The organism is Mucilaginibacter sp. P4_C11 (assembly GCF_056402115.1).
On the sequence record NZ_JBFUIA010000017.1, the window covers coordinates 148926 to 163315 of the forward strand.

Below are 14390 nucleotides of genomic sequence, written 5' to 3' on the forward strand. Positions count from 1 at the left end.
GGCAATTCATTTGCAACCACTATTTTTAGTAAATGCACTTCCTGGTCTACTTATGAAGGAGTGCATAATTTTAATCCAGGATCCATAATTATCGCGGATTGGTCAATTGTAACTTTAGCAACTCGTCATTTAAATAGCGAAAATCCGGCCTCAATAAAACATCCTGCACCATACATGCATCCCTGATAATGCCGAGTTTTGCCTGGGTATCGTTGCTTTGTTCGCTGCTCAAATTAAGTAAGTCGTCCAGTAAACAACCAAAAGCCCTTACCTCAAGCCGTTCAAGTGCTGGGGCTAAGTCGCTGTTGTTTTTGTTATAAAAACAAGCAGCTCCAAAATCGCCAAACAGGGTGTTTGCATCATCATCAACCAGGGTGTTATGGGCGTACATATCGCTGTGCATTATGCCCCTGTCATGTAGCTGGAGCGCAACGGATGCAATTGTAGCGGCAATTTTGACTATTTGTAGGGTTGTGAGCGACAGGCCTTCTTTAAAAACATCCCGGGTGCAGCTTTGTAAGCTGGGGGGTAGGCCAAGGTTATAAAAAGAGGGGGGAATTAAGCCCATTACAAGGCCTTTTTTATCTTCGGGATGTGCTGTTATTTGCCCGATGAGCTGTACCAACCCGGGGTGAGCACCGGCGGCAACACAAGTATTCATTTCATCCTCTGGCGAACCATCGCTCGTAACAGCGCCTTTAAATATTTTTATGGCTACTTCCGGCGTTTCTGTCACATTGCGCCAGGTGGCTTTGTGTATAACACCTGACGCACCCTCGCCAAGGTGCTCATTCAAATCCAGGTCGTCCCAATGGATAAGATCAAGTGATTGTGCCGAAGGGATTGCGCAAAAAGGGTTTCCCGAAAATGCCAGCCAGGAAAGCCTGGGCATATGTAACAGCCACAGCGGCAATTCGCTTAGCCTATTGGCTGAAATTCGCAGCAGCTCCAGGTTGCTGCAATTGCTAAGCTCCTGCGGTAACGTGGTCAATTGGTTACCGGCAAGCATCAGTTTTTGCATCTTTTTGCAGTTGCCAATCGTGGCGGGTAAATCCGCAATCCTGTTGTTGGTAAGTATTAGCCAGCGCAGGTTGGGATTAAGCGATTTTGAAGGAACAGTAGCAATTTGGTTTGCTTTAAAGCCAGCAATATCAAGCAATGGACAGTCGGCCAGAACTTCGGGTAAAACGGTAAACGGATTTTCTGAACAAAAAAAGATTTTCAGCTTTTTCAGTCTGCCAAAGTCTGTAGGTAGTGCGCTGAGGTTGTTATAGGATAGGTCAAGCCTTTCTAAAGTATCTGCCAGTTCAAATATTTCTTCCGGGAAATGTGAGAGTCCCTCGGCAAGCGTAAGCGAAGTAGCGCCTTTTAGTTCGCCGTTTTGTAATTGTACTAAAGTTTGCATGACAGGGTTTCCTTAAAACAGCCCCTCAATGATATTGGCGGCAGATAAACCCTCCGCTTCGGCGTGGTAACTACGTACAATACGGTGGGTTAAAATGGGTTTGGCAACGGCTTGTACGTCCTCAATATCGGGCGAATATTTTCCGTTGATAACAGCATGGCATTTTGCTCCGAGTATCAAAAATTGTGATGCCCGCGGGCCGGCCCCCCATGTTAATAACCGGTTTACCTGCGGCGTGGCAAACTGGGTATTAGGGCGTGTTTTTGATACCAGCTTTACCGCATATTCCATCACATTATCGGTAACCGGAATGTTGCGTACCAGTTGCTGAAAATAAATGATTTGCTCTGCGTTCAGTATTTTTTTAACATCAGCCTTTAAGGTGCTGGTGGTGTTTTTAACAACCTGCAATTCCTCTTGAAACGAGGGGTAGTTTAAAGTTACGTTGAACATAAACCTGTCCAGTTGTGCTTCGGGCAGGGGGTAGGTACCTTCTTGTTCAATAGGGTTTTGGGTGGCTAACACAAAAAACGGCTGGGCCAGTTTATGGGTAATCCCGGCGGCCGTAACCGCTTTTTCCTGCATAGCCTCTAATAAGGCGGCCTGCGTTTTTGGCGGGGTACGGTTTATCTCATCGGCCAGGATAATGTTGCTGAAAACAGGGCCGGGTATAAATTTAAAATTACGGTCCTCGCCTAAAATTTCAGACCCTATGATGTCAGATGGCATCAAATCGGGTGTAAATTGGATGCGTTTAAAATCGAGGTCTAATACCTGCGATACGGTTTGCACCAATAGTGTTTTGGCCAAACCGGGTACGCCTACCAGTAAACAATGGCCGTTGCTGAAAATAGATATCAGCACAAACTTAACAACCTCATCCTGCCCGATTATTACTTTGCCAATTTCGGCACGTATTTGCTGGTAGGCCAGCTTTAAAGCATCTGCGGCTTCAACATCAGAGCGGTGTGGCATAGGTTGTATATTATTTAGCTTGGGCAGTTGTTGTTACGGGCGGTGTTAACCACTTCTTTAATATGTCGCAAGTTTGGTATTCAGGGTCAATTTTGATGAACGTTTGTTTACGGCGTTTATCAAACCATTGGTTTACTACCCTTGTGTTTTTATCCTGGTAAGCAAAATCTTTCAGCTTAGGAAAATCCTGCGCCAGGTTGGCCTTGTGGGCATCGGTTGCCGATTTAAGGAATAGTATTTTATAACTCTTTTTACCATCGGCACCGGTGAATACATCGGGTTTAGATATGCTGCCAACTTTCATGGTATCAACAACCAGGGCAACTTTAGGGTCAAGCTTATCGGTAGGGATAAAGGTTGTACGGGTTTGTACGTTTTCGGCGTTCAGCATCATACCTCCGTTAAATTTGGTTTCTTTATCGTCTGAGTAAAAATTCGCGGCGGCAGAAAAATCAAGGTCTTTTTTATGCGCAATCATAAGCGTATAAATACTATCGGCTTTTGCCTTGGCCCTATCCAAACTGGCCTGGGTTGTAGCCGGCGCTATCAGGATATGCCTTACGTGTACCTGCTCGCCACGGCGCTCAATAACCTGTAAAAAGTGAAAACCAAAGTCTGTTTCAAATACAGGCGAAATCTCCCCGGCTTTAAGCTTAAAGGCATTGGCTGTAAATTCTTTTACAAATGTGGTACGATCGGCAAAGCCAAGATCGCCACCTTCAACTGCCGATTGCGGATCTTGTGAGTACAAACGTGCTAAAGTTCCAAAGTCCTCGCCCTTTTTTACGCGGGCAAGCAGTTCTTCGGCTTTTTCTTTATATAGCTGTTTTTCTTCTTTACTTAGTTTGGGCTGAAAAACAATTTCGCCAACCTCAACCTCTTTATTGAATGAAGGCAAGCTATCCTTAGGCATTTTGTTAAAATAATCTTTAACATCCTGCGGGGTAACATTTAGCTTTTCAGTTATTTTTTGCTGCATTCTTTGAGCAATCATCTGCTCTTTCATGTCCGGGCGAATCTCGTCCTTATATTGAATTATCGACCGGCCTAAAAAGGCTTCCAGTTTGTCCTGACCACCTGCACGCTGCATCATTTCGCGCATACGGCGGTCAACACTGGCGTCAATGTCATCATCCTTTACATCAATACTATCAATAATCGCCTGTTGTGCCAATAGTTTTTGTGTTAATAACGATTGCAGTATCTGGCATTTTACAGACGGATTTGGCTGCATACCCTCAACCAGGTAACGGGCGTATGATAGTTCAATATCCGACAATAAAATAGGGCTGTTACCAACAATTGCGGCAATTTTATCTAATGTTTTTCCTGGTGTTCTGGCAGTGTTGGTATCTGGTTTGGCTGCTGTGGCGTCTAAAGTAACTTGTGCCTTTGCAACTGATATTATGGAGATAAACCCTAAAACTAATAACCCTAACTTTCTCATGTAATGCTTTATGTACTAAATAAAACGGAAATAACAATTCCGTTAAAACTTCAAATTTCGGTAAAATTTATTAATTATAGCTGCACAATTAAATTGAATAAAAAACAGAGTATTAAGCCGGTAGTCGTCAGTTTAAAGTCAGAGGTCGAAACGCGTCTTTTTTTGACTTAAAACTTAGTACTTCGGGCTTCAGACTAAGTACATGCTATAATTGTGCTAATATGGTTATAATGCGTCAAACGGTTTAACTACTTTTGGTTAAAATTTGTTAAAGTGAAAGTTGAAAACCCGGTTGCCCTGCGCTTTATTTTACAGGATGAGCTTTATTTGCTCAAAGCAGATAAGGCGATGTACGAAAACCTTGCAATAGCCCAGCCCGAAATTGAAAATATTACGCCCGCTGTAACCGTAGTTGTCTCGCCCCCGCCAATTACCAAACAACCGGAACCAACGGCCCAACCTCCCGCACTAGAAGTTAAAACGCCTGAAGTAAGTTTTAATTATTTAGGTAAAAACTTAAAACGCTTTTTGGTACTGGTATACTATCCCGAAATGGAATTTATTGACGACGCCCACTTGGCCGCACTTACCAATATTATTAAGCGGAAGGATTTAAGTATAGACGATGTTGCCATTTTAAACATTGCCCGGCATGCCGGCGTACAATATAATGAACTGGCTAGTTTTTTTAAACCCACCAGGCTGTTGGTGCTGGGTAAAAATGCAATGCCACAAGGCATCGCAACCCTGGCGTTAAATGCCCCCAAGGCTTTAGGAGATATTACAGGCTTATACAGTTTTGCATTCGGCGAAATGATGGATAACGTAGAACACAAGAAAGCTTTTTGGGAACAAATGAAAACACTATAATTTGAGGATTTGAAAATGGGGACATCCTGATAAAAATATCATCTTCAAATTTTCAAACCCTCAAATTTTCAAATAGATTCAATATGACGGAATTAGTATTCGCCACAAATAATCGCCACAAGCTCGAAGAAGTAGAAGCAAAACTTCAGGGTAAAATTAAACTGCTTACCCTTAACGATATTGGCTGCTATGATGATATTGAAGAAACCGGCACTACTTTTAAAGCAAATGCTTCAATTAAAAGCCAATACATATATAATAGGTATAAACTGAATTGTTTTGGCGATGATAGCGGCCTTGAAATAGATGCCCTGAATGGCGAACCGGGCGTTTATTCGGCCAGGTACGCCGGCGAGCACGGTAACCATGCCGCCAATATTAAACAGGTACTGGATAAATTAAAGGACGAAACTAACCGTAAAGCGCGGTTTCGTACCGTGATATCATTAATATGGAACGGCGAAGAATGTTTTTTTGAAGGAACAGTTGAAGGAACTATCCGCACGACACCAAGCGGAACAGACGGCTTTGGATACGACCCAATATTTGAACCCCTTGGTTATGCTATAACGTTTGCCGAAATGACCATGGACGAAAAAAACCAGATAAGCCACCGGGCAAAAGCCATGGAAAAACTCATTGCTTTTTTAAGCAATGCTTAAAAAGAACAATCTCAGTTAATTTTCGTAACCTTAATGGAACACTATGCGTAAAATAGTGCTATAAGGAATATACCTATGAATCTTATTAATAAAATCAGCAGCTCGTTATTTTCAAAGGATACCGACCATCGTTTTGCCAAAAGCCTTAAAAACGTTAAAGAAGCCGACCTGGTTGTAGCATCTATTAACCGTCGGTTATTCGAACTTGAAAGGGAATTAAAATCAGAAGTGGTTAAATACAGTTAAGTTTTTGGCAGGGTTTGTGCTTACTATGCATTAAATAACTTCTGTCATGAAAAACTTATTAAAAACCCCGGTAGCAATACTATCCCTTATCTTTTTATTTGCGGCCTGTTCAACTCCGCAAAATGCAACTACAACTAACGTATCCCGCGGTAAATTCACCGGCACCTGGACATTGAATAATGTAAGTTACCAGGGCCTTGTGCAAGGCGCCGTTCAAAATGTGTTTGACCAGGCAGCCCCCGAAGCATTTGTTGGCAGCACCTGGAAATTAACCAATAGCGGCAATGGCATTTACACATTAAGCAATGGCACAGCTCAAACTATTTTCTGGTCGGTTTATAACGGCGGTACAACTGGGACCCAATTCCAGTTTAAGAAAATTTACCAGGGAGATAAACCTAAAAACGTAGCCGAAGGCTATCGTTTAGATATTGCCAGCAACGATGGCAACACTATGGTACTTAAATCGCCTGTTGATGTAGGTGGTAGTACCGGATATATTATTTATTCATTCACTAAAAATTAGGCGAAAGGGTAAAGGAGAAAGGTAAAAGGTTTTCCTTTTACATCAAGAGAAAAGGGTAAGCACAATTTGTAGTCGTGCTTACCCTTTTTTGTTTTTACCAATGGGCTCCTTTCGCCTTTTACCTTTCGCCCTTATCCTTTCACCTCAAAACTATTCCGCTGCTGTAAATTTCAAACAAACCGGATTGCCAATTTCTATCTTAATGCCTGTTTGGGTTAGCTTACCTGTATTTTGGTCTATTTTAAATACAAACATGCTGTCACTGCCCTGGTTGGCAACCACCAGGTAGTTACCCGATGGGTCGATGGCAAAATCGCGCGGGTTTTTACCATAGGTTGATTGGCGCGATACAAACGTAAGTCCGCCAGTTTCCTGGTTAACCGCGTAACAAATAATTTCGTTGGTCTCTAAACGGTTTGACACATACAGAAAACGGCCATCTGGCGATAAGTGGATAGCTGCGGCAGCTGTTTTCCCTGTAAAGCCGTCAGGTAGTAACGTTATCACCTGTTTCTGTTTAAACTTGCCATTATCGTAATCAAACACAAATACATTCGATCCCATTTCGGTTGCCAGGTAAACATGCTTTTTATCCAAAGAATATTCCAGGTGGCGCGGACCTTCGCCGGGAGTAACACTTACAAAAGTAGGATCGGTTAATGGTGATGCCTTACCCGCGCGATAACGATAGATGTTTATCCTGTCGGTACCCAAATCATTATAAAACAGGTATTTTTCATCGGGCGATAAAATGCTCATGTGCGCATGCGGGCCCTCCTGACGTTCCTTGTTAGGGCCTTTGCCTTCTTCGTTGCGTACAGTTTCAATGCCATTGCCTAATGAACCGTCCTTATTAACCGGCAGTACAGCAACCTGGCCGCTTGAATAGTTGGCTACAAACACATTTTTTTGTGCTTTGTCTACGGCAATATAGCATGGGTCGGCACCTAAAGACGATTGTTTGTTGATGAAATCTATTTTGCCGGTTTTGGCATCAAATGAAAATGCGCTTACCTCGCCTTTAGTAACTTCGTTTACGGCGTAAATAAATTTATTGTTTTTGCTGATAGTAAGGTACGATGGGTTGGTAACGCCATCTATCTGGCTTAAATAAGCCAGTTTGCCGCTCTGGGTATAAAAGCGGTAAACCATAATCCCCTTACTGGTACCTGTTGTATACGTACCTACAACCAGGTCAAATGATTTTGGAATTGGCTTTTTATCCTGGGCGTAATTAAACAAAGGCGATAGCATCGCTATGATCAAAAGAACTTTTTTCATGTGGGTACAAATTGATTATGGAGCGCAAGTTAACAAAATAGACAAAAAAAACGCCCCGATGTTTAACGGGGCGTTTTATAATTATTTTATCAGGTGTTTAAGCTGGATGATCTCGCTTTCTTCCAAATGGCGGTAACGACCGCGGGGAAGGTCTTTTTTGGTGAGGTTGGCGTAAACCACCCTATCAAGCTTCACAACTTCATAACCAAGGCTTTCAAAAATACGGCGTACTACACGGTTTTTACCACTGTGAATCTGGATGCCCACTTCTCTTTTTGATGCACCAGCAACGTACGATACCGAATCGGGTTTAATTAAACCATCTTCCAGCTCAATACCATAAGTTATCTTGTTCAGATCGCCTTGTGATAAAGCTTTACTTAATTCAACCTGGTATAGTTTGCTGATGTTGCTGCGTGGGTGCGATAATTTATCGGCAAGGTCGCCATCGTTGGTCATTAATAATAACCCGGTGGTGTTCCTGTCTAAACGGCCAATTGGATAAATGCGCTCTTTGGTTGCTTTTTCAACCAGGTGCATTACAGTACGGCGTTCTTGTGGGTCTTCGGTAGTAGTAATGTAATCCTTTGGTTTATTTAATAATACATAAACCATTTTTTCGCGGCGCAGGGTTTCGCCGTTATATTTGATCTCATCCTTACGGGGATCAATTTTGGCACCCAGTTCATCAACCACTACGCCATTTACCGATACCACACCGGCAATGATCAGTTCATCGGCCTTACGGCGAGAACAGATGCCTGCATTTGATATATAACGGTTAAGGCGGATAAGGCCATCGTCCTTAGTTTTGGTTTCGGCTGGTTTTTTACGGCCACGCATCGTCCTTTCGGGCGCGCTGGTATCTTTTGTTATTTTATCGTAAGTAGGCTTACGGTGGGGCTTGTCGGCATTGTAAGCCGGTTTATCTTTTGAAAAACTACCTTCGCGTTTCTTAAATCCGCCTTCGGGTCTTTCTCCAAATTTTTTATCTGTTGATCTTTCTGTGCCTGCGCCAAAACTTCTTTTGGGCTTATCGCCAAAATCGGTATTGGATGTACGGGTGCGTGGAGAAGAGTATGGTTTCTTTTCGCCGGCACTGCTGCCGCCAAAGTTTCTTTTGGGTCTTTCTTCACCTTCACCCGAAGTTGGACGGCCGGAGTAGGGTTTTCTTTCGCCGCTTGCTGATGAGCCTGCACCGAAGCTTCTTTTTGGCCTGTCTTCAAAATCGCCGCCTGTTGGCCTGCCGGAGTATGGCTTGCTGCGCGGCGAAAAGCTTTTTTTATCGCCAGATGATGCACCGTCTCTAAAGTTGCTTTTAGGCTTGTCGTCACCTGCAGATGGTCTGCCGGAATATGGCTTTGACCTGCCCGACGATTTTTTGTCGCCAGATGATGCGCTGTCCCTAAAATTGCTTTTGGGCTTATCGTCACTGAACCTGTTGCTTTGGAATGGTTTATCCGGTCTGGATAATTTTTTCTTTTCTCCGTCCGGAGTGGCTTTACCTTTTGCGGTTGCCGGTCTTTTTGGCTTGTCGTCGCCTCTTGAGCTTCTGCCAGTTGATTTTCCTGGCCTGTCATCGCGACTACCTGTTGGTCTCTTAAATACCATATTTTTTTGTTTAGCGCTTTCGCAGCGTGAGGGTCAAAGTTACGCTTTTTTGGCACAGTTTAATCAAAAAAAATAAAAAAATGTCGGCAAACAAAATCACGGTTTAAACGGTTTTAAACACGGTTTTTGAACCGAAAACCCATGCTAAAAAAGTTGGCAAAATCCTAAGTATTTGATTATGTGATTTGTATGACATACCTTTGCAGCACATTTTACCTAATGTATAGTTAATGATAAAAAAAGAAATGATTAAAAAACACTTACTTACGTGCTCCGTAATCCTGGTGCTGGCCCTCATTTCAAAGCTTAATATCTACGGCACAACAATTGCCGAAACGGTTGCAAAACCGGCCAAATTAAGCCATCGGACCTCGAAATTTATTTTTATTAAAAGCACTACGGCTGCCTATAATTTTGCCGACGAAGCTTTACCTGTTAACGATGCCAGGGTTACCAAAAAACTCAACAAATCGCTTAGCCAACATTCTTTTAAAAGTGTTCAGTCAACCTTGCTGCACCGCAAGGCCGAAGTGCTGTTCCCTATTATTGAGCCAATTTTAAAGTTTTACGGTATTCCGGATGATTTTAAATACATCCCGTTGGTTGAATCGGGCCTTAAAAGCGGCACTTCATCAAAAGGGGCATCTGGCTTATGGCAGTTTATGGCAGGCACTGCGCGTACCTATGGCTTAAAGGTTGGCCATGGTGTTGATGAGCGTCAAAATGTGCGCAAATCGACGATCGCTGCCTGCAAGTATATCAAAGAACTATACGCCGAGTTTAACAGCTGGACGCTGGCTGCAGCAGCTTATAACAATGGCTCCATTAAAATGGAACGCGCCATTAATAAGCAAAACGAGGATAATTATTTTCGCATGAGCCTGAACCGCGAAACCGGTTCATACATCTACAAGCTTATTGCGATGAAAGCAATTATCGAACAGCCTAAAAAGTTTGGGTATAAGGATTACATTGTTATCCCACCTACAACACAACTGTTAGCCTTTAATTGATATCAATTATTGAATTATTGAATTATTGAATTATTGAATTATTGAATTATTGAATTATTGAATTATTGAATTATTGAATTATTTCTTTTCACTAATTCACTAATTAAAATTTTACGGAGCACTTGAAAGCCGATCTTCCTGGATGGAAGGCCGGCTTTTTTTATGTCTTGCTATTCAACAATGTACTTGCTCAATATCATGGTAAATTGATCATTGAGCCTTCTGTTTTAGGCTTTCTGCCTTAAGCTCTCTATTAAAACAAGTTAAAAAAACAGCGGTTACATTAGGGCTGTTATTTTTAAGTCAAATAACGTTTCGGGCCGTTGCATATCTTATAAAGCATCAGCTTTTTACATATATTTGCGAAAAATATTAGTATAGTTGGCCGGCCTTTTTTAACCGGCTAAACTGTATTATTTTTAAAAATACATATGATTGAAAAAACCATCGACCTGGGCGAACAAAGCGAAGTTGAAGTTTACGGGGCCAGGGTACATAATTTAAAAAATATTGATGTTTCTTTTCCGCGCAACCAGCTGGTGGTAATTACCGGCTTAAGTGGCAGCGGCAAATCATCATTAGCATTTGATACCATTTATGCCGAGGGGCAGCGCCGATATATGGAAACATTTTCGGCCTACTCGCGCCAGTTTATGGGCGGTATGGAGCGGCCGGATGTGGATAAAGTGTCGGGCTTAAGCCCGGTTATTGCTATTGAGCAAAAAACAACCAGCAAAAATCCACGATCAACAGTTGGTACCATTACCGAGATTTACGATTTTATGCGTTTGCTTTTCGCCCGTACGGGGGATGCCTATTCTTACACAACCGGCGAGAAAATGGAGCGCATGAGCGAGGATCAGATCCTGAAAACCATTACCGAAAAATTCGACGGTCAGCCAGTGAACATCCTGGCCCCCGTTGTAAAAGCCCGCAAAGGCCATTACCGCGAGCTTTTTGAATCTATCCGTAAACAAGGCTACCTTAAAGTATGGATTGATGGCGCCATGGCCGATGTGGAGCCAAAAATGCAGGTAGACAGATACAAGATCCATGATATTGATATTGTGGTTGACAGGCTCGTGGTAACCGAAAAAGACAGTAAGCGGTTATATACCTCAGTACAAACGGCGCTTAAAATTGCCAAAGGGATCATCCGCGTGGGTGATAAGGATGGTAACGTAGCTTATTATAGTAAGTATTTGATGGATCCGGTTTCGGGTATCTCGTACGATGAACCACAGCCCAATACATTCTCGTTCAATTCTCCTTACGGGGCCTGCGAAAAATGTAATGGCTTGGGGTATATTTTTGAGGTTGATGAAGCATCGGTTATCCCTAATCCTAAGTTGACTATCATGAATGGCGGCCTGGCCCCGATAGGGGAGTACCGGGAAACCTGGATTTTCCAGGTGCTGAAGGCGCTGGCTAAAAAGTATGAGTTTTCATTAACTACACCGATAGAAAAGTTAAGCCGCGATCATTTAGATATTATCCTTAACGGAGCGCCAGATACTATCAGTGTTTCTGTTGAGTACAATAAATGGAATGTTCAAAGTTATACCATCACTTTTGATGGTATTGTGCGTATGCTGGAAGAGCAGCAGGAGCGCCGAAACGATGAGGGTATGGACGATATGGAAAACTATCGTGTACTTAAAACCTGCCCGGTTTGTGATGGCGCAAGGCTGAAAAAAGAATCGCTGCATTTTAAGGTAGATAACAAAAATATATTTGAGTTGGCCTGCATGGATATCAATCACCTGCAGGAATGGTTTAACGGTTTGGAAGACAGGCTGAGCGAACGCCAGAATGTTATTGCCAAAGAGATACTGAAAGAGATCCGCGCACGTATCGTGTTCCTGCTGGATGTGGGCTTGAGTTATTTAACGCTTGATCGTACGGCCAAAACCCTATCAGGCGGCGAGGCGCAGCGAATCCGTTTGGCTACGCAGATAGGCTCGCAGTTGATGAACGTAATGTACATTTTAGATGAGCCGAGCATCGGCCTGCACCAACGCGATAATGAGCGTCTGATAAACGCCCTCAAAAACCTCCGCGACCTGGGTAATACCGTTTTAGTGGTTGAGCATGATAAGGATATGATACTGGAAGCCGACCATGTTATTGACATGGGCCCGGCAGCCGGCGTACACGGCGGGCAGATTGTTGCGCAGGGAACACCTGCACAGCTGATGAAAGAACATACGCTCACTACATCGTATATCAACGGCGAGCGTTCTATCGCTATACCCGAGAAACGGAGGGACGGCAACGGAAAAACACTAAGCCTTAAAAAGGCAACCGGCCATAATTTAAAAAAGGTCTCTGTTGATTTTCCGTTGGGTAAGTTAATAGGGGTTACAGGGGTATCCGGCAGCGGTAAATCAAGCTTAATTACCGAAACGTTATATCCTATATTAAACCATCATTTTTTCAGGGCCAAAAAGCATCCGCTGCCATATGAAAAAATTGAGGGTTTGGAGAACATCGATAAAGTGATCGAGATAGATCAAACGCCCATCGGCCGTACACCGCGATCAAACCCGGCTACTTATACCGGCGTGTTTTCGGATATCCGTAACCTGTATGTTGCACTGCCCGAGTCAAGGATCAGGGGATACAAGCCCGGCCGTTTCTCATTCAACGTAAAAGGAGGCCGCTGCGAAACCTGCCAGGGCGCTGGCATGAAAGTTATCGAGATGAACTTTTTACCTGATGTGCAAGTGCCATGCGAAGAATGTGGTGGCCGCCGGTATAACCGCGAAACGCTGGAGGTGCGCTACCGCGGCAAATCTATCAGCGATGTGCTGGATATGAGTATTGAAGATGCTACGCCATTTTTCGAGCATATCCCATCTATATACCGCAAGGTAAAAACCTTAAATGATGTTGGTTTGGGTTACATTACTTTAGGACAGGCATCAACTACACTATCGGGTGGCGAGGCGCAACGTGTTAAACTGGCTACCGAGCTATCTAAAAAAGATACAGGTAATACCTTTTACATTTTAGATGAGCCTACTACCGGTTTGCATTTTGAGGATATTAACGTGCTGTTAGGCGTGCTTTATCAACTGGTTGATAAAGGCAATACGGTTTTGGTAATTGAGCATAACCTGGATGTAATTAAAGTGGTTGATCATGTGATAGACCTTGGCCCGGAAGGGGGTTCTGGTGGCGGTAAAATTCTTTTTAGCGGTACACCCGAAGGGTTATGTAAAGTGAAAGAAAGCTTTACCGGCCAGTTTTTGAAAAAGGAAATGGGCATCAAATAAAATATCGATATATTGTGGATAGAAACTAATGCCGATTGAAATGAAAAAGAGCAGGGGCTTTCTATTCACAGTATTTGTCCTGCTTGTTGCGGTGGCAGTACTGGCTTTTGCATGGAAACATCAGGATGAAGACCGTTTTCTTAGCTACCAGGTAACCCCCAAAAAACACGAACTGAAACTTTATTGGAAGGACGATAGAAATTTGAATTTTGGAAGTATCCAAAACCTGAAGCTTTGGCTTGAAGGCAATAAGCGTAAGTTGGTATTTGCCATGAACGCGGGGATGTACAAACAGGATGGATCGCCGCAAGGGCTGTACATCGAAAATAAAAAGACATTATCGCCATTAGATACGTCATCTGGTAATGGCAATTTTTACCTGAAGCCTAACGGCGTTTTCTATCTTACGATAACCAATACCGCGGTCGTTTGCAACACAGCCTTGTTTAAAGATAGTGGTGATATCAAATACGCCACCCAATCAGGGCCGATGCTGGTGATAGGCGGTCAAATTCATCCATCATTTAAAGCAGAGTCAACAAACCTGAATATCAGGAATGGCGTTGGCATTTTACCCACCGGCGAAGTTGTTTTCGTAATATCTAAAGTGCCCGTAAACTTTTATGATTTTGCAGCTTACTTTAAAAATATGGGCTGTAAAAATGCCTTGTATCTTGATGGTTTTGTTTCCCGGGCTTATTTACCCGAAAAGAATTGGGTGCAAACGGACGGGAACTTTGGGGTGATAGTTGGGGTAATCGAATCTAAATAATGTTTTACAGGCAGACCAAAGCGGGAGATTAAGGTAATGTCAGGTTTTCAAACACGAGGCTGTATCATAAATCATGATCAGCCTCTTTTTTATTATTAATGGTTTATTGCTATAAAATCAATTAGTTATCTATGGTTTTATTTGTTTTAACAATCTGATTTTCATATATTTAAAGTATAGATATATGAGATATGGCAATCAGACAACCTGTTTTCAAACACTATGATCAGCAGCAAATATTAGCTATTCCGCCAACCCTGGAGGAGCTAATCCCGCAATCCCATCCGGTTAGAGTTGTCAATGA

Annotated in this window: 12 protein-coding genes; 7 read left to right on the forward strand and 5 right to left on the reverse strand. The window is 42.9% G+C overall.

Features of this window, described 5'->3' with window-relative positions; all coding sequences use genetic code 11:
• Positions 1 to 88: 88 nt before the first annotated feature.
• The 3 genes from AC1DU2_RS17200 to AC1DU2_RS17210 are packed head-to-tail and all read right to left on the reverse strand — an operon-like array spanning position 89 to position 3827.
• On the reverse strand, positions 89 to 1405 hold the full coding sequence (locus AC1DU2_RS17200; RefSeq protein WP_477355020.1) for a leucine-rich repeat-containing protein kinase family protein: 1317 nt from the start codon (positions 1403 to 1405) through the stop codon (positions 89 to 91).
• 12 nt (positions 1406 to 1417) lie between these two features.
• Positions 1418 to 2380 (reverse strand): AAA family ATPase, encoded by a 963-nt coding sequence (locus tag AC1DU2_RS17205; RefSeq protein ID WP_274211130.1) that lies wholly within the window; start codon positions 2378 to 2380, stop codon positions 1418 to 1420.
• Positions 2381 to 2390: 10 nt separating this feature from the next.
• The gene (locus AC1DU2_RS17210; protein ID WP_477355014.1) at positions 2391 to 3827 is read right to left on the reverse strand and encodes a peptidylprolyl isomerase; all 1437 of its coding nucleotides are present in this window, start codon (positions 3825 to 3827) and stop codon (positions 2391 to 2393) included.
• A 273-nt stretch (positions 3828 to 4100) separates the two neighbouring features.
• Here AC1DU2_RS17210 and AC1DU2_RS17215 point away from each other — a divergent pair, with 273 nt between their 5' ends.
• The 4 genes from AC1DU2_RS17215 to AC1DU2_RS17230 all read left to right on the forward strand — a co-directional run bounded on the left by AC1DU2_RS17215 (position 4101) and on the right by AC1DU2_RS17230 (position 6131).
• Entirely contained in the window at positions 4101 to 4697 is a 597-nt protein-coding gene (locus tag AC1DU2_RS17215; protein WP_477385462.1) for a hypothetical protein, read from the forward strand.
• A gap of 83 nt (positions 4698 to 4780) precedes the next feature.
• On the forward strand, positions 4781 to 5359 hold the full coding sequence (locus AC1DU2_RS17220; protein WP_477385464.1) for a non-canonical purine NTP diphosphatase: 579 nt from the start codon (positions 4781 to 4783) through the stop codon (positions 5357 to 5359).
• A 75-nt stretch (positions 5360 to 5434) separates the two neighbouring features.
• Entirely contained in the window at positions 5435 to 5605 is a 171-nt protein-coding gene (locus tag AC1DU2_RS17225; protein ID WP_477385466.1) for a hypothetical protein, read from the forward strand.
• Positions 5606 to 5651: 46 nt separating this feature from the next.
• Positions 5652 to 6131, forward strand: coding sequence for a hypothetical protein (locus tag AC1DU2_RS17230; RefSeq protein ID WP_477385468.1), 480 nt, complete (start codon positions 5652 to 5654; stop codon positions 6129 to 6131).
• 150 nt (positions 6132 to 6281) lie between these two features.
• Here the strand turns inward: AC1DU2_RS17230 and AC1DU2_RS17235 are convergent, their stop codons facing one another.
• Positions 6282 to 7412 (reverse strand): lactonase family protein, encoded by a 1131-nt coding sequence (locus tag AC1DU2_RS17235; RefSeq protein WP_477355003.1) that lies wholly within the window; start codon positions 7410 to 7412, stop codon positions 6282 to 6284.
• A gap of 81 nt (positions 7413 to 7493) precedes the next feature.
• Positions 7494 to 9023 carry a pseudouridine synthase gene (locus tag AC1DU2_RS17240; RefSeq protein WP_477385470.1) on the reverse strand — a complete coding sequence of 510 codons (1530 nt, stop codon included), beginning with the start codon at positions 9021 to 9023 and terminating at the stop codon, positions 7494 to 7496.
• A 230-nt stretch (positions 9024 to 9253) separates the two neighbouring features.
• Here AC1DU2_RS17240 and AC1DU2_RS17245 point away from each other — a divergent pair, with 230 nt between their 5' ends.
• The 3 genes from AC1DU2_RS17245 (at position 9254) to AC1DU2_RS17255 (ending at position 14086) form a co-directional block, all read left to right on the forward strand.
• On the forward strand, positions 9254 to 10036 hold the full coding sequence (locus AC1DU2_RS17245) for a lytic transglycosylase domain-containing protein (protein WP_477385472.1): 783 nt from the start codon (positions 9254 to 9256) through the stop codon (positions 10034 to 10036).
• Between the two features lie 431 nt (positions 10037 to 10467).
• A complete protein-coding gene (gene uvrA, locus AC1DU2_RS17250) occupies positions 10468 to 13314 on the forward strand; it encodes an excinuclease ABC subunit UvrA (RefSeq protein WP_477385473.1) in 2847 nt (948 codons plus the stop codon).
• Between the two features lie 40 nt (positions 13315 to 13354).
• The gene (locus AC1DU2_RS17255) at positions 13355 to 14086 is read left to right on the forward strand and encodes a phosphodiester glycosidase family protein (protein ID WP_477385475.1); all 732 of its coding nucleotides are present in this window, start codon (positions 13355 to 13357) and stop codon (positions 14084 to 14086) included.
• Positions 14087 to 14390 lie beyond the last annotated feature (304 nt).